20 protein-coding genes are annotated in these 21,604 nt (G+C 71.4%); 9 read left to right on the top strand and 11 right to left on the bottom strand.

Annotated features, from left to right (window positions below; genetic code table 11):
• Positions 1-87 precede the first annotated feature (87 nt).
• Positions 88-1,200 carry a lactonase family protein gene (locus ITJ68_RS04375; RefSeq protein ID WP_194660072.1) on the bottom strand — a complete coding sequence of 371 codons (1,113 nt, stop codon included), beginning with the start codon at positions 1,198-1,200 and terminating at the stop codon, positions 88-90.
• A gap of 68 nt (positions 1,201-1,268) precedes the next feature.
• Complete coding sequence (locus ITJ68_RS04370) at positions 1,269-1,592, bottom strand: chorismate mutase (RefSeq protein WP_194660071.1); 324 nt, start codon at positions 1,590-1,592, stop codon at positions 1,269-1,271.
• 75 nt (positions 1,593-1,667) lie between these two features.
• Between ITJ68_RS04370 and ITJ68_RS04365 the strand changes: the two genes are divergently transcribed.
• Positions 1,668-2,072 carry a DUF1304 domain-containing protein gene (locus tag ITJ68_RS04365; RefSeq protein ID WP_194660070.1) on the top strand — a complete coding sequence of 135 codons (405 nt, stop codon included), beginning with the start codon at positions 1,668-1,670 and terminating at the stop codon, positions 2,070-2,072.
• Between the two features lie 199 nt (positions 2,073-2,271).
• Here the strand turns inward: ITJ68_RS04365 and ITJ68_RS04360 are convergent, their stop codons facing one another.
• Positions 2,272-3,288: an iron-siderophore ABC transporter substrate-binding protein gene (locus tag ITJ68_RS04360; RefSeq protein ID WP_323743214.1), complete on the bottom strand. Its 1,017-nt coding sequence runs from the start codon at positions 3,286-3,288 to the stop codon at positions 2,272-2,274.
• Between the two features lie 58 nt (positions 3,289-3,346).
• Here ITJ68_RS04360 and ITJ68_RS04355 point away from each other — a divergent pair, with 58 nt between their 5' ends.
• Positions 3,347-4,231, top strand: coding sequence for a shikimate dehydrogenase family protein (locus ITJ68_RS04355; RefSeq protein ID WP_194660069.1), 885 nt, complete (start codon positions 3,347-3,349; stop codon positions 4,229-4,231).
• Positions 4,232-4,248: 17 nt separating this feature from the next.
• On the opposite strand, the gene ITJ68_RS04350 is transcribed toward ITJ68_RS04355, so the two are convergent.
• The 3 genes from ITJ68_RS04350 to ITJ68_RS04340 are packed head-to-tail and all read right to left on the bottom strand — an operon-like array spanning position 4,249 to position 6,033.
• Positions 4,249-5,202: an SDR family NAD(P)-dependent oxidoreductase gene (locus ITJ68_RS04350; RefSeq protein ID WP_194660068.1), complete on the bottom strand. Its 954-nt coding sequence runs from the start codon at positions 5,200-5,202 to the stop codon at positions 4,249-4,251.
• A gap of 10 nt (positions 5,203-5,212) precedes the next feature.
• Complete coding sequence (locus ITJ68_RS04345; RefSeq protein ID WP_194660067.1) at positions 5,213-5,608, bottom strand: YchJ family protein; 396 nt, start codon at positions 5,606-5,608, stop codon at positions 5,213-5,215.
• Positions 5,608-6,033, bottom strand: a complete 426-nt coding sequence (locus ITJ68_RS04340; protein ID WP_194660066.1) for an organic hydroperoxide resistance protein — start codon at positions 6,031-6,033, stop codon at positions 5,608-5,610. Before ITJ68_RS04340 ends, ITJ68_RS04345 begins: the two co-directional genes overlap by 1 nt.
• Positions 6,034-6,184: 151 nt before the next feature.
• Here ITJ68_RS04340 and ITJ68_RS04335 point away from each other — a divergent pair, with 151 nt between their 5' ends.
• From ITJ68_RS04335 to ITJ68_RS04325, 3 genes are all read left to right on the top strand, one after another.
• Positions 6,185-6,868 carry a hypothetical protein gene (locus tag ITJ68_RS04335; protein WP_194660065.1) on the top strand — a complete coding sequence of 228 codons (684 nt, stop codon included), beginning with the start codon at positions 6,185-6,187 and terminating at the stop codon, positions 6,866-6,868.
• Positions 6,869-7,037: 169 nt separating this feature from the next.
• Positions 7,038-7,796: a hypothetical protein gene (locus ITJ68_RS04330; protein ID WP_194660064.1), complete on the top strand. Its 759-nt coding sequence runs from the start codon at positions 7,038-7,040 to the stop codon at positions 7,794-7,796.
• Positions 7,797-7,869: 73 nt separating this feature from the next.
• Entirely contained in the window at positions 7,870-8,601 is a 732-nt protein-coding gene (locus tag ITJ68_RS04325) for an SOS response-associated peptidase (RefSeq protein WP_194660063.1), read from the top strand.
• Between the two features lie 72 nt (positions 8,602-8,673).
• On the opposite strand, the gene ITJ68_RS04320 is transcribed toward ITJ68_RS04325, so the two are convergent.
• From ITJ68_RS04320 to ITJ68_RS04310, 3 genes are all read right to left on the bottom strand, one after another.
• Positions 8,674-14,124 (bottom strand): Ig-like domain-containing protein, encoded by a 5,451-nt coding sequence (locus tag ITJ68_RS04320; protein WP_194660062.1) that lies wholly within the window; start codon positions 14,122-14,124, stop codon positions 8,674-8,676.
• A 226-nt stretch (positions 14,125-14,350) separates the two neighbouring features.
• Positions 14,351-14,680: a hypothetical protein gene (locus ITJ68_RS04315; RefSeq protein ID WP_194660061.1), complete on the bottom strand. Its 330-nt coding sequence runs from the start codon at positions 14,678-14,680 to the stop codon at positions 14,351-14,353.
• A gap of 59 nt (positions 14,681-14,739) precedes the next feature.
• Positions 14,740-15,072 carry a hypothetical protein gene (locus ITJ68_RS04310; protein WP_194660060.1) on the bottom strand — a complete coding sequence of 111 codons (333 nt, stop codon included), beginning with the start codon at positions 15,070-15,072 and terminating at the stop codon, positions 14,740-14,742.
• A 242-nt stretch (positions 15,073-15,314) separates the two neighbouring features.
• On the opposite strand from ITJ68_RS04310, the gene ITJ68_RS04305 reads away from it, so the two are divergent.
• Positions 15,315-16,205, top strand: a complete 891-nt coding sequence (locus ITJ68_RS04305; RefSeq protein ID WP_194660059.1) for a VanZ family protein — start codon at positions 15,315-15,317, stop codon at positions 16,203-16,205.
• A gap of 14 nt (positions 16,206-16,219) precedes the next feature.
• A complete protein-coding gene (locus ITJ68_RS19330) occupies positions 16,220-16,345 on the top strand; it encodes a hypothetical protein (RefSeq protein ID WP_267238440.1) in 126 nt (41 codons plus the stop codon).
• 98 nt (positions 16,346-16,443) lie between these two features.
• Here the strand turns inward: ITJ68_RS19330 and ITJ68_RS04300 are convergent, their stop codons facing one another.
• Positions 16,444-17,007: a sortase gene (locus ITJ68_RS04300; RefSeq protein WP_194660058.1), complete on the bottom strand. Its 564-nt coding sequence runs from the start codon at positions 17,005-17,007 to the stop codon at positions 16,444-16,446.
• Positions 17,008-17,393: 386 nt separating this feature from the next.
• On the bottom strand, positions 17,394-19,208 hold the full coding sequence (locus ITJ68_RS04295; RefSeq protein WP_194660057.1) for a DUF4012 domain-containing protein: 1,815 nt from the start codon (positions 19,206-19,208) through the stop codon (positions 17,394-17,396).
• 87 nt (positions 19,209-19,295) lie between these two features.
• Here ITJ68_RS04295 and ITJ68_RS04290 point away from each other — a divergent pair, with 87 nt between their 5' ends.
• Complete coding sequence (locus ITJ68_RS04290; RefSeq protein WP_323743213.1) at positions 19,296-20,546, top strand: glycosyltransferase; 1,251 nt, start codon at positions 19,296-19,298, stop codon at positions 20,544-20,546.
• 305 nt (positions 20,547-20,851) lie between these two features.
• Positions 20,852-21,604, top strand: coding sequence for a glycosyltransferase family 4 protein (locus ITJ68_RS19485; RefSeq protein WP_194660056.1), 753 nt, complete (start codon positions 20,852-20,854; stop codon positions 21,602-21,604).

The raw sequence follows: 21,604 nt of genomic DNA, 5'->3' as shown, positions 1-21,604 counted from the left end.
CGAGCCAGGGCCGAACAACAAGAACGGCCCGAACGACCCGAACGACCCGAACGACCCGAACGACACCGGCTACACCGGCTACACCGGCTACACCGGCACGATGCACGTCGGGGTGCCGACGGCGATCTGCGCCACGGCCTCCCCTGGCACGCCGTCGTCCCCGACGGGCAACACCGCGATCGCGTCGGAGCGCTCGTTCGCGACCAGCACGAACCCGGGCACCCGCGCGAAGTGCCGCGGCCAGGCCCCACCGCACGGGGCGCTGCCGACGACGGTGAGTCCACCATCCGCGGCGTCGAGCACGACGATCACGTCACGACCACGGACGGCGACGGTCACGCGGCCGGACTCGTCGGCCTCGATGTGGCTCAGCAGGGAATCCCCCGTCGGCCCGTCGAAGGTGTCCACCGAGGCGACGAGCCGCAGCACGCCGCTGTCGTCGCGACGGAGACGATACACGCGGCCGTCGAGCTCCCCGGCGACGATGAGGTCACCGTCGAACCAGGTCATGTGGCGCGGTCCGGCTCCCGGCGCGACGTCGTGCACCCGCACCGGCACGAGCGACACGGCACCAGCACCAGCACCAGCATGAGCACCAGCGGCACCGGCACCGGCACCGCCGTCCGACATGTCGACCCGGAACTCGTGCAGCGTGTCCCCGCCGAGGTCGGCGACGAGCACCGTGCCCTCCGGCGTCGGCACGGACTGGTGCGCGTGCGGCCCGTCCTGCCGATCGACAACGGGACCGGAAGCAGCAGGCAACGCCACCGTCGCGATCGCCGACGCCGGCACCACCACGGCACCGGCGGACCCCCGCGCCCCCACGACCCCGTCACTCGCCGCGACCGAGGCAGCGAACGACTCGGCAGCCGCCAACGACACCGCGGTCACGGTGCCGGAGACGTAGTTCGTGACGACGAGGGCCCCCGAGGGATCGACCTGCACGTGGCAGGGCGCGTTCCCGCCGGCGGTCGCGGTCCAGCGGTGCTCGAGTGCGGAGCCCGAGCGCCGGAACGCACTGACGCTGCCCTCGGCGGTCTCGGACACGGCGTAGACGCGGTCGCCGGAGACGGCGAGGAACGAGGGGTCGTCGAGGACGGCCACCGTCGCGGCGACACCGTTCTCGACGAAGGAGATGCCGGTCGCGTTCCCACCGCCCGTGGCCGTGTACGACCCGACGAGCAACCGCAGTCCTGCCACAGCGGACGCAGCGGCCGCAGCCGACGGAACACCAGCGGCAGCCCCAGCCGCCTCGGGACTGCTGTCGCTCACGGAGCGTCCGCAGCGATCTCCTCGCCCACGGCGATCCGCTCGTGGTGGTGGATGACCTCGGCGACGATGAAGTTCAGGAACTTCTCCGCGAACGCCGGGTCGAGGTGGGACTCGGCAGCAAGCGAGCGGAGGCGTGCGACCTGGATCTGCTCGCGACCCGGGTCGGCGGCGGGCATGCCGGCGCTGGCCTTGAGGTAGCCCACGCGCTGGGTGTACTTGAACCGCTCGGCGAGCATGTGGATCACAGCGGCGTCGATGTTGTCGATGCTCTGCCGGATGCTCTGGAGTTCCGCCACGGCCTCGTCGTCGTACTCGCTCATGGACAGAGCCTAGCGGCGGACCCCGGACCCCGACCCCGAACCCCAGCGCGCGCGGCGTCTGTGACAATGGAACGCATGTCAGCGCTCCTCGTGATCTCGTGTGTGTGCGCAGTCCTCGCCGGACTGGTGCACGTCTACATCTTCTTCCTCGAGTCCGTGGCGTGGACCAGCCCCCGCGTGCGGAAGATCTTCGGGATCGCCTCCGACGCCGAGGCCCGAGCCACCCGCTCGCTGGCCTTCAACCAGGGCTTCTACAACCTGTTCCTCGCGATCGGCGCGGTCCTGGGTGTCGTCTTCGTCGCCACGGGCAACCCCGCGACCGGCTGGACCCTCGTGGTGTTCTCCACCGCGAGCATGCTGGCCGCCGCCGTGATCCTCGCCGGCACGGGCCGTCGGTACCTCAACTCCGCCTTCGCACAGGGATCGCTGCCGCTCATCACCCTGCTGTTCGCCTTCCTCGGGTCGATGTTCGCCAACTGAGCGGATCCACCCAGACGGACAGTCGGATCGGCGCAGCCCCGGCACACCGCCGGACCCCAACGGCCAGTCGGATCGGCGCAGCCCCGGCACACCGCCGGACCCGAACGGCCAGGAGGCCCGCCCCACCACCCACGGACCGCGAGCGGTCCCGAGATGGCGGGTCGGGCCTCCTGTCTGTCAGAGCACGCGACCGACCGTGTCAGCCGAGCTTCTTCGCGAACTCGGCGGGCAGCCGGTCCAGCGCCCACTCGATCGCCGCGGTGGTGCCCATCGAGAACGCGGACGACACGTCCTTGTCGTCGAAGACGATGTCGTGGCCGGCCTGCACGGACGGCACCTTCTGGAACAGCGGGTCGGACTCGGCGGCCGAGGCCTCGACGTAGATCGGCAGCACGACGGTCAGGTCGGCGTCCAGCAGGTCGAGGTTCTCGTTCGACAGCCGCACGGAGAACTCCTTGCCGGCTTCTTGGTCGATCTTCGGCGGGATCTCGAAGCCGAGGTTCCGCATGAAGGTCGCGCGGCTGTCGCGGGAGGCGTAGGCGCCGAAGCCCTCGGACGTGTACGCGGCGATGACGGCGGACTTGCCCTGGAACTCCGGGTGCTCCTTGCGGGCGGCGGCGTAGGCGTCGTCGACCCCGGACAGGAGCTTCTTGCCGTAGGCTTCCTTGCCGAGGGCCTTCGCGATCATCGTGGTCTGCTGCGTGGTCGAGGCGAGGTAGTTCTCCCCGCCCTTCGGGATCGCCACGGTCGGGGCGATCGCCGAGAGCTTGCTGTAGCGGTCCTTGTCGCCCGAGGACTTGACGTCGAGGATCAGATCCGGCTTGAGCTTGAGGATGTCCTCGTAGCTCGGCTCGAGCGTGTTGATGATCTTCGGCGACTTCGTGTAGGCCCCCTTGAGCCACGGGCCGACGCCGTCGCCACCGAACGCGAGCCAGTCGCTCGCGCCGACGGGCTGCACGCCGAGCTCGAGCGCCGTCTCCGCGTCACCCCAGCCGAGGGCGACGACGCGCTTCGGCTCGGACTTGATCGTCGTGGTGCCGAGACCGGTCGTGATCGACACCGGGAAGGTCGAACCACCGGAGGTCGACGACGACGACGCGGAGTCGGACGAGGAGCCGGAGGAGCACCCGGCGAGGACGAGCGAGGCGGCCACGACGGCGCCGACAGCGGCGAGCACGCGGCGGAGGCGCTGCTTGGGGGAGGAAGGACGGATCACAGAGGTAAGGCTACCCTAAGAACCGCACTCGGAACGGGGATGGCTAGGCTGTCCGACCGTGACACCGTCGTACGCGGATCCGCACCGCACCCACCTCGCCGTTCTCGGCTCGCCGATCGCGCACTCGCTCTCCCCCGCCCTGCACGAAGCGGCCTACGCCGCCCTCGGGGTGCCGTTCACGTACGGGAGGCACGAGGTCGCGTCCGGCGAGCTGGACGCGTTCGTCACGGGGCTGGGTCCAGGGCAGCCCGGGCTGCGTGGCCTGAGCCTGACGATGCCGCTGAAGCGCGAGGTGCTGCCGATGCTCGACAGCACGACGCCGCTCGTCGACGAGCTCGGCGTCGCCAACACGATCGCGTTCCGGCAGGTCGGTGAGAGCGTGCGTCGAGTCGGCGCGAACACCGACGTCGAGGGGCTCGTCCGTCCGGTCGAGGCCCTCGGGCACGTGCCCGGCGAGGCCACCGTCCTGGGTGGCGGGGCGACCGCGGCGAGCGCCATGACCGCGTCGTTGCGACTCGGCGCCCAGCTCGTGCGGGTCTTCGTGCGGGACACCGCGCGGGCCGGTGCGCTCGTGCGGCTCGCGACGCGGCTCGGCGTCACGCTCGAACTGCACCCGCTCGACGAGCTCGACGCCGCGGGGCCGCTCGGGTTCGTCATCTCCACGCTCCCCGGTGGTGCGGCGGACGACCTGCACCTGACGCCGTCGGGGCCTGACGCGGTGCTGTTCGACGTCGCGTACGAGCCGTGGCCCACTGCCGTCGCATCGCGGTGGGAGGCCGGCGGCGGTCGGGTGCTGAGCGGGCTCGACATGCTGACCGAGCAGGCGATCGGGCAGATCCGGTTCTTCCTCAGCGGGGACCAGGAGGAGCTGCTGCCCGACGAGGCCGCGGTGCGGCGGGCGATGCGGACGGCCGTGGGGCTGCCCGCGGCGATCACCGCGTAGCGTTCCGGCGCGGGCGCTCAGCGGCGGGCGCGGGCCTCGGCGTCGACCAGGGCGAGCGAGACGTCCCACAGTCGGTCGGCGTCCACCGGGTCGAGCGCCCAGGGCACCACGCCGTACAGGCCGTCGCGCACGGCGTCGACGACCTCGGCCTCGTGGCAGTCCTCGAAGTAGCGACCGGTGACGTCGGCCAGCTCCGGCGCGGTGGCGAGCAGGACGGACGTGGCGGCGCCCTGCTCGGGGGTCTTCACGATGTCGCCGGCAGCCACCTTCGTCGCCGCCAGGACGTCCGGGTCCCAGTGCTTCTGCAGGCCGGTCCAGATGCCGCCGGGCATGCAGGAGTTGGCGGTGATGCCGTCGGCCGCCCAGCGCCGCCCGACCCCGACGGCGAAGAGCGCGTTCGCGGTCTTCGACTGCGCGTAGGCGAGACCGGGGTCGTACGCACGCCGCCGGAAGAAGAGGTCGTCGAACACGACGGGCGAGGAGCCGTGCCCGCTCGACGACAGGGCGACGATCCGCGCGGAGCCGGACGCTGCCAGGGCGTCGTGCAGCCCGAGCGCCAGGGCGAAGTGGCCCAGGTGGTTCGTCGCGAACTGCGACTCCCACCCGGCGGCCGTGTACGACTCGGGGGCGTCCATGATCCCGGCGTTGGCGACGAGCACGTCGAGCTGGCCGGACCAGGCAGCAGCGACGGATGCGATCGAGGCGGGCCGGTCGAGGTGCAGTTCGACGACCGTCGGTGCTGCTCGGGCAGTCGTGGCCGCGATGTCCTCGGCGACGCGCTGCCCCGCGGCGACGTCCCGCACCGCCAGGGTCACGGTCGCCCCGGCACCGACCAGGGCCCGCGCGGTCTCCACCCCGATGCCCGACGCCGCTCCGGTGACCAGAACGGTGCGACCCGTCAGATCGATGCCGTCGACGACCTCGGCTGCGGTGGTGCGGGCGCCGAAGGTGGAGATGTCTCGCATGGCCATGGGGCTCCCGTCAGGAGACGACCCCGTTGACGTAGGACCAGCGGCCCCGCTCACGGACGAAGTCGCTCGTCTCCTCGAGCGTGCCACGGTCGGTGTCGGACCGCCACCACGCACGGAACGTGACCTGTCCCCGGGTGTCGAACGGGCCTCCGTCCCGGGTGCCCACGATGTCCAGGCGCGTCCAGCGCTGCTCGGGGTCGAGCTCGAGGGACGCCGGGCGGGTGCTCGGGTGCCACGAGTCGAGCAGGTACTGGGGCAGCCCGAGCGCGAAGGCCGAGAAGCGGGAGCGCATCAGGCGTTCCGCAGTCGGGGCGGCAGCGCCGGCGTGGAGCGGCCCGCAGCACTCGTCGTACGGGTTGCCGCTGAGGCAGGGGCAGCGCGTCGTGTTCGCCGGCAGCGGGCTCATCAGTCGACGAGCGAGAGCGTGACCGTGATGTTGCCGCGGGTGGCGTTCGAGTACGGGCAGATCTCGTGCGCACGCTCGGCCACGCGCTGCCGCTGCGACTGCTCGACGGCGGGCGTGTAGACGTCGAGCTCCACGGCCAGCCCGAACTCGCCGGTGCCCGTGCCGCCGATGCCGACCTCGGCCGAGACCTCGGCGCCGGTGGTGTCGACGCCGAGCTCGCGGCCCGCGGCGTGCAGGGCCCCGAGGAAGCACGCGGCGTACCCGGCGGCGAAGAGCTGCTCGGGGTTGGTGCCCTCGCCGCTGCCGCCCATCTCCTTCGGCGGACGGGTGTCGAGGTCGAGACGGTCGTCCTCGCTGCGGACGTGTCCGTCGCGGCCACCCCCGGAGGCGTGGGCGACGGCGGTGTAGACGATGTCGAGACTCATGGAGCCAGGTGACCGCCTCTGTCTGGACGATCGCTGAACCCCGGCACCACGACCGGTGTCCGCCGCTCCCCCGGCCTGGCTGACCGGGCGTGTCCCGCGTCGGCGGCCGCTCGCACCGCGGCCGTACGGGACCCTGGAGTAGAACGTGAGGATGTTCTCCCTCGGTTGGCGCGCCTTCCGCGACCACGTCAGCCGGTGCGTCCCCGCTGACCGGAGGCGTCGGGCCGCCCGCATCGGCGCCCTCGTCGCCGCCCTCGCCCTGGCCGTGCTCGTCATCGTGGGATCAGTCGCGCCGTGGCCGGACCTCGGCGAGCCCGTGACGTGGGTGGGCATCGTGCTGCTCGCGATCGCCGTCGGTCTCGTCGGGGTCGCTGCGGTCCCGGTGCGACCGCGGTCCGCTGACGGGTCGCGCGTGGACTGGTCCGGCAGTCTGCTCCCGGCGCCGGACGACACCGAGCGGTACTTCCGGACGCGGTCGGCACCGACGATCGCGGCACAGGACCGGGACCAGGTGCTGCGCCACGCCGAGGCCTTCCGCACCGCCATCGTGCCGGAGCTCTGGCGCAGCCTCGTCCTCATCGCGGCGTCGGTGGTGGCGTTCGGGGCCGCCGTGGTCCTCGACCTCCCCGGGCGCGTGGTGCTCTGGGTCGCGGTGATGTCCGCGGCGTGGTCGATCGCGGGTGCACGGCGGCTCGGACGCGTCGAGCGTGCCCGAGGACTGGCCGAGTCACTGCCGTCCCCCGAGGCCGAGCCCCAGCGCCAGCGCCAGCGCCGCGACGGCGCACCGCGTTCCCCCACAGCGCGCGGCACGAAGCTCGGGCTGCCCGAGGACTGACCGGCGGCTCGGGTGAGCGACCTGGACGGCAGTTCTCGTTCGCGACGGTGACGGATCCGGTTCGCGGAACGCGGGGTTCGTCCTCCGGATTCGTCAGCGCGCGACCAGAACGCCGCCATCGCCCCACCGGTCCGAGCGATGCTCAGCTGGTCCGGGTAGGACTGACCACGTGTTCCGACTCGGCTGGCAGGTCTTCCGCGCGCACGTCGCGGACGCGGTCTCCGTCGACCGGTTCCGGCGTGCGATCCGCATCGGCGTGCTCGCGGCCGTGGTCGCTGCCGTTGTCATGGTCGCGACCGAAGCCGCCTTCCGGTGGGTATCGACGAGCACGGGCCTGACGGTCGTCGTGATCGTGCTGCTGGCGGTCGCGACGGGCCTGCTCGCGCTGAGCTGCTGTCCCATCGCCCGGCCCCTCGACCCGGCGGCGACGATCAACGGTCGGCAGGTCCGGCCCGACACCGCGCGGACCGTTCGGGCAGCAGTCAAGCCGTACCTGCGGGCGAAGGCTCCCGCCGTGCGCCCGGAGGACCGGGAGGCGGTCCTCGTCGACACCGCGCTGCTCCGGCGTGGCATCGTGCTCGACCTGTCGCGGTGGGCGCCACTCCTCGTCGCGGGGTTGCTCGCCGCGGTGGCCGGGTGGACGGCCGGGGCGTTGCCGGCGTACATGCTGGTGTACTTCGCCCTCTGGTCCGTCGCCACGCTCGACCGGGTCCGCGAACTCGGCCGCGCCGAACGAGCCCGCCGTGCCGCCGCTGCCCTGCCCCCGACCGACGCACGCCCCACACCGCCCACTCCGCCCACGCCCACGCCCACGGCCACGGCCACGGCCACGGCCATCCGGACGGACCGAGTCTCGCCGCCACGGACAGATCGCGCGCCGATCACGGCGCACGATGTCCGCCCAGCCGAGACTCGCCCCGGCGCCTGACCGCCGGCAGGCACGCGCGCACGCACGCCGCCGGGCCCGCACCGGTGTCGGCGGGGACGGGCACACTGGGCGCATGTGTGGCCGCTTCGTCGTCTCCGACACCACCGCCGACCTGCTCCCGGAACTCATCGGTGAGCTCGCCGCCCGGACCGAACACGTGAACCAGGACACCGGCGTGGTGAGCACCGGGCTGGTCCCGAGCTGGAACGTCGCGCCGACGGACCCCGTCTCCGCCGTCCGCCAGCGCCACGGGGAGCGTGAACTCCCGCAGATCAGCTGGGGCTTCGTGCCGAGCTGGGCGAAGGACTTCCAGAAGCAGCGGCCGAAGCCGATCAACGCCCGCATCGAGACCGTGGCCACGAGCGGCATGTTCAAGCGGGCCTTCGCGACGAACCGGTGCATCGTCCCCGCGCAGGGCTACTACGAGTGGGTCGTGCGCGAGGACGGCAAGGAGCCCCACTTCGTGCACGAACCCGGCGGCGCACTCGCCATGGCCGGCGTCGTGAGCGCCTGGCCCGACCCGACCAAGCCCGAGGACGACCCGGACAAGTGGCGGCTGTCGCTGGCGATCATCACGCGGGACGCCCACGTGGCTCCGGGCGAGGTGCACGACCGGATGCCGGCGTTCCTCACGCCCGACGGCTACGACGACTGGCTCGGCGCCGACCTGGGCAGCGACGACCTGCTCGCACTGCTCGACCACGAGTCGTTGGCCGTCGCCGCGGGCCTGGAGCAGTACGAGGTCTCCCGCGCGGTCAACAGCGTGCGGAACGACGGCCCGCAGCTCATCGACCCCGTCGCCTGACGGCGCACGACAGGAGGCCCCGATCACGTCCGCCGGGTGGCGGAGGTGGTCGGGGCCTCCCGTCAGGACCTGCTAGCCGCGCCGCATCGGACCGTAGGTGGGCTGACGACGGCGGAGCAGCAGTGCTGCGCCCGCCAGGAGCGCGGCCAGGGCCGCCAGGCCCATCCCGACCAGGCCGGTGGCACCCGTGAAGGCGAGCTGTGCAGCATGCGCCGCAGCAGCGAGCCCGACCGGGTAGACCACGGTGATCGTCGCCGTCACGGACTGCCCGTCGGTGTCCGTGACCGTGTAGGGCATCTGCACGGTGCCGGGGCGGTCGGCCGACGGCGTGAAGCGCACGGTGCCGTCCCGGACGATCCAGACGCCCTGGCCGTCGACGGCCACGCGGGAGACGCGGGCGCCGGTGGCGGGGTCGACCAGGCGCAGTGAGGCGGTCCGGAAGCGGGCGCCTCCGGTGGCGTCGTCGTTGCCGATCGGGGCGATCGTGACGGCGCGGCCCTGGGTGCCGACGACCCGGTCGTCGGTGGCGACGGCGTGCGCGACGACGGTGATGGTCGTGGTCGCGGTGGTCCGCTGGCCCGCGGCGTCGGTCACCCGGTACGTGAAGGTGTCGGTGCCGGTGAACCCGGCGGCCGGCGTGTAGACGTACGAGCCGTCGGCGTGCACGGTGACGGTGCCGTGCGCGGGCTTGCCGTCGAGCGCGACGGTCAGGCCGGTGCCGCGGTCGTTGGCGAGCAGACCGTGGGGTGCGCTCACCGGCAGGGCGACGCCGGCGATGGTGCTGCCGTGGTCGTCCGCGGCCGCGATGCCCACCGTGACGTCCACCGCGGAGTCCACCCGCTGGCCGGAGGCGTCCTGCGCGGTGTACGTGACGCGGTCGGTCCCGGAGAACCCGGCGGCCGGCGTGTACCGGAGGGTGCCGTCAGCGGCGATCGTCGCCGTGCCGTGCGCTGCCGCACCGACCGCGACGACCCGCAGGCGGCTGCCGTGGTCGTTGCCGAGCACGCCGGGGCCCTTGACCGTCACCGGGGTGCCGGTCGTGGTGCGGGCAGCGTCGGGCTTCGCGGTGGGGACGACGTCGATCGCGACGAGTGCGGTGGCGGTGTTGCCGTCGGTGTCGTGCGCCGCGTACGTGAACCAGTCACGACCGGACCAGCCGGAGCTCGGCGTGTAGACGTAGGAGCCGTTCTTCGCCAGGCGGAGCACGCCGTGCTGGGGCTTCGTCTCCATGGACGCCCACAGGCCGGTGCCGGCGTCGTCGGCCAGCACGCCCTTCGCCGCGGACATGCGCACGACGCCGTTGGTCGTCGTGGTGCTCCAGTCGTCGGTCGCGACCGCGCCCACCAGGACGGTGACGGTGGTCGTCGTCGGCTGCCCGGATGCGTCCGTCGCCGTGTAGGTGAAGGTGTCCGTGCCGGAGAAGCGGGCGCCGGGCGTGTAGACGAGCGACCCGTCCGGGCCGGCCGTCACGGTGCCGTGGGCGGCCTTCCCGTGACCGGTGACCCGAAGGCCGGTGCCACGGTCGTTGCCGGTGAGCGTGGTGCCGGCGATCCGCAGTGCCGTGCGCGCCGGGGTGCGGAGGACGTCGGCGACGGCCGTCGGGGTGGTCGTCACGGTGACGGTCGCCGTGGCCGTGCCCGAGGTCGGGTCCGTCACGGTGTAGGTGAACGTGTCCGTGCCGGAGAACCCGGACGCGGGGACGTACGTGACCGTCCCGGGGCCGCCGATGGTCGCGGTGCCGTGGCCGGGCGTGCCGACCGCGGTGACCGTGAGCGCGGTGCCCGAGTCGTTCTTCGTGACGCGGACGTCGACGGGCGTGGACGCCCTCGTGGTGGCCGTGTCGGCGAGCGCCTTCGGGGTGACGGTGATCGTCACGGTGCCGGTCGTGGTGGTGCCGGTGCCGTCGGTGACGGTCACGTCGAAGGAGTCCGGGCCGGAGTACCCCGGGGTCGGGGTGTACGTGTACGACCCGTCCTCGGCCACGTCGACGGCGCCGTGTGCGGGCTTCGTGGCGTCCGTGACGGTGAGGCCGGTGCCGGTCGAGCCGGCGAGGACGCCCTGGTCGGCGGGGACGACGAGCGTGCCGTCCGCGGTGGCCGCGGTGTCGGCGGCGACGACGACCGGGGTGACCGTCACCGTGACGGTGCCGGTCGCCGTGGTGCCGTCGGACCCCGTGGCCACGTAGCCGAAGGTGTCCGTGCCCGACGTGCCGGGTGCCGGCGTGTAGGTGACCGTGCCGTCGGCGTTGCGCACGACGGTTCCGGTGGTGGTGGCGCCCGTGGTCGTGGGGCCGACGGCGGTGACCGTCAGGCCGGTGCCGTGGTCGTTCGCCGTCAGGTCACGCGAGGTGACGGTGACGGGCTGCCCGGCGGCCGTGGTGATCGCGTCCTCCACCGTGCTCGGCCGCACCGTGACGCGCACGATGCCGGTCGAGGTGTTGCCCTCGGCGTCGGTGGCCGTGTACGTGAAGGTGTCCGGGCCGGACCAGCCGTCCCTCGGCGTGTACGTGTACGAGCCGTCGGCGTGCAGGTCCACGGTGCCGTGGAGGGGCTGCTCGTCGATCGTCGCCGTCAGACCGGTGCCGTGGTCGTTCTCCAGCACGCCCGCTGACGCAGCGACCGTCAGCGTCGACCCAGCGGTCGCCGTCGCGGTGTCGGGCGTTGCCTGGGGTCCGACGACCACGACGACCCAGCTGGTGGCGGTGCCGCGCGCCGCGTCGACGACGTCGTAGTGGAAGGTCGCGGTGCCGGAGAACCCGGTGGTCGGGGTGAAGACGACGGTGCCGTCCTGCCCGAGGGCGACGGTGCCGTGCTGCGCGTCACGCACGTCCGTCACGGTGACGCCGGTGCCGACGTCGTTGCCGGTCAGGGCGCTCGTGGCGATGGTGACGGCCTGGTCGACCGTCGTCGTGGCGGTGTCGGGCAGGGCGTGCGGTGCGACGGTGATGGTCACGGTCGCGGTGCCCGAGGTCCGGCCGGCGCCGTCGGTGACCCGGTAGGTGACCGTGTCGGTGCCGGAGGAGCCGGTCGTCGGTGCGTAGTCGACGCTGCCGTCGTCCGCGACGACCGCGGTGCCGTGCGTCGGCCCGGTGACGATCGTGGTGACGAGCTCCGTTCCGAGGTCGTTGCCCTGCACGTCGACCGTGACCGGCACGTTCGCCGTGGTCGTCGCGCGGTCGTCCCTCGCCGTGGGCTGGACGACGACGGTGACGGTCGCGGTGGCCGGGGTGCCCGACCGGTCGACGACCGTGTACTCGAAGGTGTCCGTGCCGGAGAACCCGGCGGCCGGCGTGTACGTGTACGTGCCGGTGGCGCCGTCGAGCTCGAGCGAGCCGTGGGCCGGCGTGGTGTGCGCCGTCACGCCGAGGCCGTCGCCGAGGTCGTTGCCGAGCAGTCCGGTCGCGCGGTCGGTCGTTGCGGCGGAACCGCCGGCAGCGACGCTGACCGTGTCGGCCACGGCCCGGGGGGCGACGTGGACGGTGACCGTCACGGTGTCGGAGCCGGAGCCGTCGGTCACCGTGTACGTGAAGGTGTCCGTGCCGGAGAACCCAGCAGCGGGCGTGTACGTGTACGAGCCGTCCGGCTGCACGGCGACCGTGCCGTGGGCGGGCTGGGTGGACCCGCTCACGCGGACGTCGTGGCCCAGGTCGTCGGCCAGGAGGCCCGGCGCGGCTCCGACGGTCGGCTGTCCGGCCGTCGCGGTGACGGTGTCGGCCCCCGCCGTCGGCAGGACGGTGACCGTCACGGTCGCGGTGGTCGTGGTGCCGGAGGCGTCGGTCGCCGAGTAGGTGAAGGTGTCCGGGCCGGACCAGCCGGCGGCCGGGGTGTACGTGTACGAGCCGTCGGCGTGCAGGTCGAGGACACCGTGGGTCGGATCGGTGTGGTCGGTGACCGTCAGGCCCTTGCCGGCGTCGTTGGCGAGGAGGCCGTCGCTGGCCCCGGCGGTCGTGGTCGAACCCGCGTGCACGGTGACGGCGTCGGCCGCGGCGCTCGGGGTCACGGTGACCGTGACGGTGCTCGTCGCGGTGCGGCCCGAGGAGTCCTTCGCGGTGTAGTCGAACGCGTCGGTGCCGGAGAACCGGTCGGCGGGCGTGTAGGTCCAGGAGCCGTCGGCGGCGACCGTCGCGGAGCCGTGGGAAGGAGTCGTGTTCGACACGACGGACAGACCGGTGCCGCTGTCGTTCGCGAGCACGCCGGCCGCGGGGACGCGTACCGGGGTGCCGGCGGGCGTGGTGCGGGTGTCGGGGCTGGTGCTGACGTGGGTGGCCTTCATCACGTTGGCGAAGGTCACGACGACGTCGGTGCCGTCGCTCGACACGGCCTGCGGGAACACGAAGGACGCCTTCGTGCCGGTGCCGGTCGCCACGGTGCGGTTGCTGCCGAGGTCGACGGCCTTCCACGTCGTGCTGTAGTTCGCCGGGTCGGTGGTGCCCGACGGGGTCTGGGTCACGGTGTAGTTCTTGCCGGGCGTCGTCAGGATCGCGCCGGCCTTGCGGGTCTGCACGCCGGTGTCGGAACCGGTCGTGGTGTCGCTCGTGCCCGTGTTCGAGCCGGTGATGCCGTCGCCGGTGATCGCGAGGCCGAACTGGTCGCCGGCCGCCCAGCGCTCGTCGATCGAGGCCTGGCCGGTGACCGTGTCCGCGTAGTTGCAGGACGCCAGGTCGCTGGCGCCGTAGTTGCCGACGATCGGGAAGCTCCGGACCTGCGTGCCCGCGGTCGGGTCGAGCTGGTAGATCGTCGTGGTCGCGACGTTGTTCGTCGTGACCGAGTTCGACACGTAGAGGTAGCCGTCGGACGAGAACGCGATGCCCGGGCTGTTCGTGCCCGACGGCAGGGTCGCGATGGCGGTGGTGGCCAGGGCCGTCGTGCCGGAGGTCGTCGGGACCGTCTCGGTGTTGACGCGGTAGACGGTGTCGGCGGCGACGACGAACATCAGGCCGCGCGAGCTGAACGCGAAGTCGCCGTTGCCCGACTTGAGCCCGTTGACCTGGCCGACCTGGCCGAGGTACTGCTTCGTCGCCGGGTCGTACGCGCCGAGCCAGCCGGTGTTGTCGCCGTAGTAGTAGATGCCGGTCGCCGGGTTGACGGCACCGCGGATGATCGGCCGCACCTTGTCCGTGGCGATCGGGTCGGACGCGGTGTTCGTCGCCGGGTCGAACGAGCGGATCGTCGCGGTGGTGCCGTTGCCTGCGGCGAACAGCGACTTGCCCTCACGCGAGATGCCGAGGCCGTTGTTCGCGCCCGTCCCGAGGTCGGCGACGTCGACCGTCGAGCCCTTCGTGTCGCCCGTCGTGATGTCGACGGCGACGACCTTGCCGGCGCCGTTCGTCGCGTAGAGCGTGTTCTGGTCGCAGACGAAGTGGCCGTCGGTCGTCGCGGTGACCGCTGACGCCGGTGTCGCCGCGACGACGGCCGTGGCCGTGCTGAGTCCGGTCCCCACGAGCAGGGCGGCAGCGAGCACGGCGAGGGGCCGGACGCCCGCACGGCGGCGGGGCACAGCAGAGCGCTGGGTTGCAGACAGCATGGATCACTTCCGGGTCGGGTCGACGGAACGCGACCCGCTCGATCCCGCAGGGCCGGGAGAACGGACGTTCGCGCTGGCCTGATCCTGACAGGAAACCCAGAGGAATTGGGGACAGTGCTGGTCCCCAGTAGGGGGGACCACTCGTTCGGGGGACGGCCCGACGGTTGCTGCCCCGGACATGACGAACGCCCCGCCGGAGACCGACGGGGCGTGCTGTGGAGGACGACTAGGAGGTGGTCCGGATGACGTCCGGCAGGACCATGTGCAGCCGCTCGGCGAGCTTCGCCTGGGCTTCCTCGAGCGAGCGGAAGTCGCCGACGTACTGGCCGAAGGTGTCCGACACGAAGTAGTGCGAGCCCTGCTTGTCGACGGTGCCGCCGTAGTAGCCGCCGTAGTTCGCGGCCCAGAGCCCGGTGTCCGGTCGGGTCCAGAGGATCGTGGCGCGCGCGGGCTGAGCGGGTGCGATGACCTCGGCCTCGATGGCCGCGATGACCTCGATCGTCTCGGTGTCGAGGGTGATCTCGGTGGTCGCGTGGTGGTCGTCGATCAAGCTCATGGTCGTTCCTTCGTGTCGTGCGGGTGCTGCAGTTCGTGCGGGTGCGGTCGAGACGCTGGTCAGTCGACCGGGCGGATGACCGGCGGGAGCATCACGTGCAGGCGGTCGGCGAGGTTCGTCTGGGCGTCCTCGAGCGAGGCGAAGTCACCGACGACCAGGCCGAACGTGTCCGATGCGACGTAGCGGTTCGCGACCTTGTCGACCGAGCCGCCGAAGTACCCGCCGTAGTTGGCGACCCATTCGCCGTCGTCCTCCTGCGTCCAGGTGAGCTTGGCGCGGGCCGGACGGGCGCTGGGGGCGACCCCGGCTTCGAGGATCGCGATCGTGTCCACCGTCTCGGTGTCGAGGGTGAGTTCACGGTGCGTCTGCGTGCTGCTGGCGGTGATGCTCATGGCGCTGCTCCTGTCGCGATCCGGGGTACATCGTGCTGTCCCAGAAATCTATGGCCTCGGCGATGCCCGCCGCCATCCAGCCCCGGGCATTCACGGCTTGCGTTCATGCCCTCCATCAGACGGCCCCGGTTTCGCGGGGCTGATGCACCCCAGACCGGGGTACACGTCCCCCACCGGGGTACTCGCGGTTCGGACAATCGCGGATCGGGGGACACCGCCCCGCGGGCGATACGGTCGCTCCCATGACGCCGCGACGGACCGAGCTGCTCGCGCGGGCGCTCCTGGTCGTGCTCGGGGTGGTCGTGGTGGCGATGGTCCTCGTCCCCGCGTCAGCGCAGGCCGCGGTGTCCGCCGTGCTCCGGGTCGCGAACGCGCTCCGGACCCGCGTCGGGCACGGCACGCTCACCCTGTCCGTCGACTTCGTCCTGGCCGCGGTCGTCACCGGGGTGACCGCCTGTCTGCCGGCGCTCATGGCGGGGGCGGGTCGAGCCTCCAGGCCGGAGCCCCTGCCGGTGCGGCGAGCCGCGCTCGTGAGCCTGCTGGTGGCGGTGGTGGGCGCCGTCGCGCTCGCACTCGTGCACGCTGCGCCGTTCACCACGTTCCGGTCCCTGGTGACCGCTGCCGCCGTCGGGGTGGCGCTCGGGACGCTGGGGCTGGCCGCGCACCGGACGCTGCGGGACGCGGGCAGGAGCGCGCTGCGGGCGGACGGACGGAGTCGGCGGGCTGCCGTGGTCCTCGGGGCCGTGTACGCGGCGGTCGTGGGCGTCATCGCGTTCACGGGGTCACCGGTGGACGCCGGGGCGCAGCCGTGGCTGCTGCGGACGCTCGAGCGCCTGCACGGGATCGGACTGCCGGGGTGGTTCGACTACGCGGCGACGGAGTTCTCGGCGAACGTGGTGTTCTTCGTGCCGCTCGGCGTCTTCGTGGTGCTGCTGCTCGGTGCGCGCCGGTGGTGGGTCGGCGCGGGGACGGGGTTCCTGCTGAGCGTCGTGATCGAGGTGTCGCAGTCGCTGTTCCTGCCGTCGCGGTTCGGGTCCGTGGACGACGTCGTCTCGAACACGTGCGGGGCGGTCATCGGGGCGCTCGTGGGGGTCGTGGTGGTGGGGCGGAGCGGGTCGCTCACATCTCGGTGACCCAGGCTTCGGGCATGGCCCCTCGTGATCGTCCCCGTCCTCCGACCCGTCCTGGCACGCGGCCGTGGGTGTTCGTCGTGATCGCGGTGCTCGGTGTCGTGGCGGTGGGGCTCGTCGTGGTCGCGCTGTTGTCGCGCTGACGGGGTCCGTTCATCCGGAGTTCCTGGCTGACGGAGCTTCCGGGAACGACGAAGCCGCCGGGACCGAGGTCCCAGCGGCTTCGTTCGTGCAGAGGTGCTCAGGCTGCGATCTGGCCGTCGCGCTGGCGACGAACCGAACCGCGGACCACGAGCAGGCCGCCACCGAGGACGACAGCGCCGCCGCCGACCCAGAGGGCGAGAGCGGAGATGGTGCCACCCGTGAAGGCGAGCGAGCCGGTGCCTGCACCGGTTGCTGCGCCACCAGCGGCAGCACCCGCGGCCGGAGCAGCGGTGAGCGCAGCCGTGCCGACGTTGCCCGAGGTGGCACCGGTGGCGGTCAGCGTGTAGGTGCCGGAGGCGCCGGCCGGGAGGGTGATGCGCGGGGTGACGGCGCCGGTCGCGGAGGCGGTGTACGCCTTCGAGACGGTGGTCGTCGGGAGGGCGCCGAGCGTGACGGCACCGGCACCGGTGACCGAGATGTTCACGGTCTCGTTGCCGACGAAGGAACCCGCGCCGAAGTTGACGACGGTGGTGCCGCCGGCGACGGTGCTGCCGGTGACGGAGACGTTGGACGTCGGGACGTAGCCGGCGGCGTTGGCAGCAGCCGGGGTCGCGATGAGTGCGGCGCCAGCCAGCACGACCGCGGCAATGAGCTTCTTCATGAAGTTGTTCCCCTAAGAATCTGATCCTTCAGACCCTGAGACCCAGAGCCCTGACCCCTCGCAAGACAACCGAGCGACACTGGTTCCCTGAAGTGCGGTTGGCGAAGTTCCCTCAAAGTAGCCGAAGTTCACAGGTGCCACGCAAGGAGTTTGTGACGAACGCGTGAACTCTCGTGTTGGCAGAAGAGGCGGTCTAGAGGGTCAGCTCCGATGGTTCTCATGGCAACCACTAGGTTTTCCCTGGTCAGGGCCGTCTGGTCAGTTCTCGGTCCGCGGCATCGGCTGTGGACAGGTCATCCGAGTGGAGCCGCACCGGCCGCCCCGAAGCCCGAAACTCCCCCGGAATGGGGGCACGATCGGCACCGAAAAGTCCAGAATCCGTGTCGTCAACCCGCAGGATTCCCGCAATCGACGGTCGCCGGCAGCACCGGGGACTGCGCGATCGTAGGGGTGGACACGGCCGTGACCGCCGCCTTTGCCTGTTTCGCGGACCCGAGGAACGTCGCACGGAAGGTCGTGCTCTGGCCGGGCGCGAGCAGCGTCTGGACCTGCACGACCGGGTGGTCCCCGTCCACTGCGGTGTGCGGAGCGGCTGCCTTGCCGTCCTGCGTCGAACCGAGGTAGATCTCGCCCTTGGCCGCGTAGACCGCGACGTTCGTCTGGACCTTGCCCGGCGCCACTCCGAAGTTCCCTGCACCCGTCACGTAATCGGGGAGACCCGTCGCGGCGTCGGCCGGAGCCGTGTTCTTCAGCGTGACTTGGACCACGGACGTCGGGCGGCCGTCTGCACGGCACACCGCGCTCCCGACGGCGACGGTCTTCTGCAGGTAGAAGTCCATCTTCGCGCCGGTGGCGTCGTTGAGGTAGACACCGAACTGCCGCTCAGAGGGGCTGCTCGTCGGCAGCGGGCCGGTCACGGCGGTCCCTTCGAGCCGGTCCTGCTCGGACTTGTCCGCGCTCCACAGGCGCAGCCGGTTCTCCTGCACTCCGTCGGTCAACGCGCTGATGAAGGCCTTCGGATCGAACGCGCCACTCGACACCTTGTCGAAGACGGCGCTCGCGGCCGACGCGAAGAAGGCGTCCTGAACCTTGGGGTCCGGGTACTTGGCGTAGACGTCACTCAGGAGCAGCTTCACCGCGTTCTCCGACGTCAGGGTGTCACCGGTCGGCAGCTGCACGGGCCCGGTGGCCTTGAGGATGTACGCCAGCGTGACCGGGTCCATCGCGAGGACGCCGTCGACCTGCTGCCCGTACTTCTGCTTCCACATCTCGCGGGCGAGCTTTGCCGAAACGTCGAAGCGCGGCGTCAAGGTGACGTCCTGCATGTACTCGCCGGTGATGGCGCCGTACAGGCCCTGCGTGTCGACCGTCAGCGGGAGGACCGGACCGTCAGCTTGGTCGAAGGTGGAACCCGCGGCTTGGTTCGAGAGGTGAACGGCGCCATCGCGGACGTCGAGGAGCGCTACGGCTCCAGGGATACCGCCCGCGGCGCGGAGCTCAGCGTTGTTCTGGAACAGCAGCAGATACCGACGGTCACCGCCGTGCCCGAGCATCGCCGGGGCGAGCTGTACCGCCCGGTTGGCAGCATCGGCTTGTGCGAAGACCGACGAGAGGGCGTTGCGGAGCTGGTTCACCGCGCTGACGACCGGGGACAACGTGTCTGACGTGTCGATCGCCGTTGCGTCCCGATTGGCCTTCGCCAGCGCCGTCGTCGCACGCTGGACGGCCGGCTGCGCCTTCACCAGCGGAGCGAGGTCGAGCTTGCCGCCCTTCGGCGCAAACGCCTTCACGTTCACATCACCGATCACGCCGGCCACCGGCTTCACGGCTCCCGTCGCCACATCGTCCACGACGACAGCGACTTCGCGGACGGCACGCAGGTTCGACCCGACGAACGGGAGGACCTGGAACGCGCTCCAGACCGGGTCGCCGGTCAGGGACCGGGCCGCCGCCGCGTGGTCCTGCAGGTCGTCCGCCGTCTTCTGCGCCGCGGCGCTGTCGCCGCTGACCAGCTCCGACCGGAGCGTGCTGACGAGCTGCACGGACTGCTCGAGGTCGCGCTTGGCCATCAGGCCACGCACGCCGACCCAGGCGACGGCGAGGATCAACAACAGGACGAGCGCGAGCACGATCCACAGCACGGGCCGGCCCCTGGAACCTCGGCGTGCTGTGGTCCGTCGCGACTCGGGAAGGTCGGACATGGGCGCAATCCTACGGTCGCGCCACCGAGGCGGCCTTGCGATGACGACACCGGCGGGTGTCACAGCCGCACCGGATCAGCGGCACCCGTGGCAGCCGCCGTCTTTCGCCGGGACACTCCGGCGGTGTCGCTCTGGCCTCACCACGGCTATTCCTCGCGTGCGTTATGGTCATCCTGCTGCGAGCGGTCGGTACGGGTCCGAGCCGCGGAACCCGGGGGATCGTTGGCGAAGTCGAAACGGCGATCGGTGGCGATCATCGGTACCAGGGGATATCCCAGCTACTACGGCGGATTCGAGACAGCCGTGCGTCACATCGCCCCGTATCTCGCTGACGACGAATGGGACGTCACCGTGTACGGGCGCCCCGGAGCCACGATCGACGCGGGCGCCGATCCCCGTGTTCGCCGTGTCACCACAGTCGGCTCGGACAAGAAGTCGATCAGCACCCTCTCGTACGGCTTCACGTCAGCCCTCCACGCAATCTTGAAGAAGCCTGACGTCGCACTCGTCATGAACGTGGCGAACGGCTTCTGGCTTCCGCTCCTGAAGCTCCGCGGTATCCGCGTGGTCGTCAATGTCGACGGCATCGAGTGGGAGCGCGCGAAGTGGGGTCGTGTTGCTCGGACCGTCTTCCGCGCCGGCGCTCGGCTCACCGCGACCTTCGCCGACCGGCTCGTGGTCGATGCGCGTGCTCTTGGGGACTACTGGAAGCGGAACTTCGGGCGCACGAGCCTGTTCATCCCTTACGGCGGCGACTTCAGTCCAGCCCAGGCATCGCCGACGCAGTTCGGCCGACGCCAGTACGTGCTGGTCGTCGCACGATTCGTGCCAGAGAACACGATCGAGGAGTTCCTCGGCGCAGCTCCGACGCTCGCTGAGGACCACGACGTCGTCGTGGTTGGGTCCTCCGGGTACGGAGGGGTCTTCGACGAGCGGGTAGCTCGCCTCAGCGAGACGAACCCACGGGTGCACTGGCTCGGTCACGTCCGCGACGACGCATACCTCCACCGACTCTGGGAGGACGCAGGCGCGTACTTCCACGGCCACAGCGTCGGTGGGACGAATCCAGCGCTCGTGCAGGCAATGGCCTCGGGTGCTCCCACGGTCGCCCGCGACACCGTCTACAACCGCGAGGTACTGGCGGACACCGGTGTGTTCGTCCAGCCAGACGCCGCGAGCATCATCGCCGGTGTCCGATCTGTCCTCTCGTCGTCGGAACGCCAGGAGTCGATGAGCACGCGTGCACGCGAACGTGCCAAGGCGGAGTACACCTGGGAACGAGTGGGTGCCGCGTACTCGGACGCTCTGGAGACCATCCGACGAGGACCAATCCGATGAAGGTCGTCATCGACGCCTTCTGGCTCGTCGACGGACCGCCGTCCGGTCGTATGGTGCTCCGCGAATCGATCACCGCATGGCTCATCGCGCACCCGCACGACGAACTCTTCCTCGTCGTGCCCGAGCGCGCTGAACGCGAGAGCCGCGTGCTGTTCCCGAGCACGACAGTCATCGGCACCCCTGCACCGCTCCATCCGCTCGCGAACGTGCTGGTCCTGCCTCGCGTCGCGAGGCGGGTGCACGCCGATCTCATCGTCGCGCAGAACTTCGCTCCGTTCTCTCGAGCCCGTCCATCCGTCGTGTTCGTGCACGACGTGCTCTTCCAGACGAACCCGCGGTGGTTCACACCGGCCGAGCGGCTCTACCTGTCGTTGCTCCCGCCCCTCATGACCAGGGCGAGCCGAGTGCTGACCAGTTCACAGAACGAGGTGCGCCGAATCCGGAGCCACAACCGGCGAGTGCGAGACGTCCAGGCCGTCGGCCTGGGCATTGCTGCGTCCCTCGGTCAGGACGCGCTCGCGGAGCCGGTGCAGGGTCTCCAGGCTCAGAGCTTCCTCCTCACCGTCGGGAGGCTCAACGTCCGGAAGAACCTCCGCAACACCATCGAGGCGGCGGTGCAGAGCGGGACGATCAACGTGACGAAGCCCCTCATCGTCGTGGGGGCCGCATCTGGGCGTGGTGAGCAGCTTTCGGCTCGAGCCGAGGCGGCCGTTGCCGAGGGATCAGTCCGTTTCCTCGGGAGCGTCTCGGACGCAATGCTCCGGTGGCTGTACGAGCACTGCCGCCTCTTCCTCTTCTTGTCGCTCGACGAGGGTTGGGGGCTTCCTCCGCTCGAAGCCGCCAACCTCGGAGCAACAGTGCTGGCGAGTGATCGTCCGGTGTTCCACGAGACGCTCGGCACCGGCGCCGCCTACGCAGATCCCCAGGACGTCGCCGCGATCGCCGACCAGATCACGGCGTTGGTCTCGGCTCGACAGAATCCTTCGATGCCTCTCCCCTCCACATCCATCGGCTGGCACCGGCTGGTGGAGACCGCCCGAAGGACAGCGACGGACTGA

Source organism: Curtobacterium sp. VKM Ac-1395 (genome assembly GCF_015350975.1).
Taxonomy (GTDB): Bacteria; Actinomycetota; Actinomycetes; order Actinomycetales; family Microbacteriaceae; genus Curtobacterium.
This window is presented reverse-complemented; position numbering and strand designations above follow the sequence as displayed.

Coding starts and splice junctions, on each gene's coding strand:
- ITJ68_RS19330 (WP_267238440.1), top strand. CDS start 16,220: ATGGCCCCTCGTGATCGTCCCCGTCCTCCGACCCGTCCTGGCACGCGG.
- ITJ68_RS04320 (WP_194660062.1), bottom strand. CDS start 14,124: ATGCTGTCTGCAACCCAGCGCTCTGCTGTGCCCCGCCGCCGTGCGGGC.
- ITJ68_RS04365 (WP_194660070.1), top strand. CDS start 1,668: ATGTCAGCGCTCCTCGTGATCTCGTGTGTGTGCGCAGTCCTCGCCGGA.
- ITJ68_RS04340 (WP_194660066.1), bottom strand. CDS start 6,033: ATGAGTCTCGACATCGTCTACACCGCCGTCGCCCACGCCTCCGGGGGT.
- ITJ68_RS04300 (WP_194660058.1), bottom strand. CDS start 17,007: ATGAAGAAGCTCATTGCCGCGGTCGTGCTGGCTGGCGCCGCACTCATC.
- ITJ68_RS04310 (WP_194660060.1), bottom strand. CDS start 15,072: ATGAGCATCACCGCCAGCAGCACGCAGACGCACCGTGAACTCACCCTC.
- ITJ68_RS04350 (WP_194660068.1), bottom strand. CDS start 5,202: ATGGCCATGCGAGACATCTCCACCTTCGGCGCCCGCACCACCGCAGCC.
- ITJ68_RS04370 (WP_194660071.1), bottom strand. CDS start 1,592: ATGAGCGAGTACGACGACGAGGCCGTGGCGGAACTCCAGAGCATCCGG.
- ITJ68_RS04315 (WP_194660061.1), bottom strand. CDS start 14,680: ATGAGCTTGATCGACGACCACCACGCGACCACCGAGATCACCCTCGAC.
- ITJ68_RS04295 (WP_194660057.1), bottom strand. CDS start 19,208: ATGTCCGACCTTCCCGAGTCGCGACGGACCACAGCACGCCGAGGTTCC.
- ITJ68_RS04345 (WP_194660067.1), bottom strand. CDS start 5,608: ATGAGCCCGCTGCCGGCGAACACGACGCGCTGCCCCTGCCTCAGCGGC.
- ITJ68_RS04305 (WP_194660059.1), top strand. CDS start 15,315: ATGACGCCGCGACGGACCGAGCTGCTCGCGCGGGCGCTCCTGGTCGTG.
- ITJ68_RS04335 (WP_194660065.1), top strand. CDS start 6,185: ATGTTCTCCCTCGGTTGGCGCGCCTTCCGCGACCACGTCAGCCGGTGC.
- ITJ68_RS04325 (WP_194660063.1), top strand. CDS start 7,870: ATGTGTGGCCGCTTCGTCGTCTCCGACACCACCGCCGACCTGCTCCCG.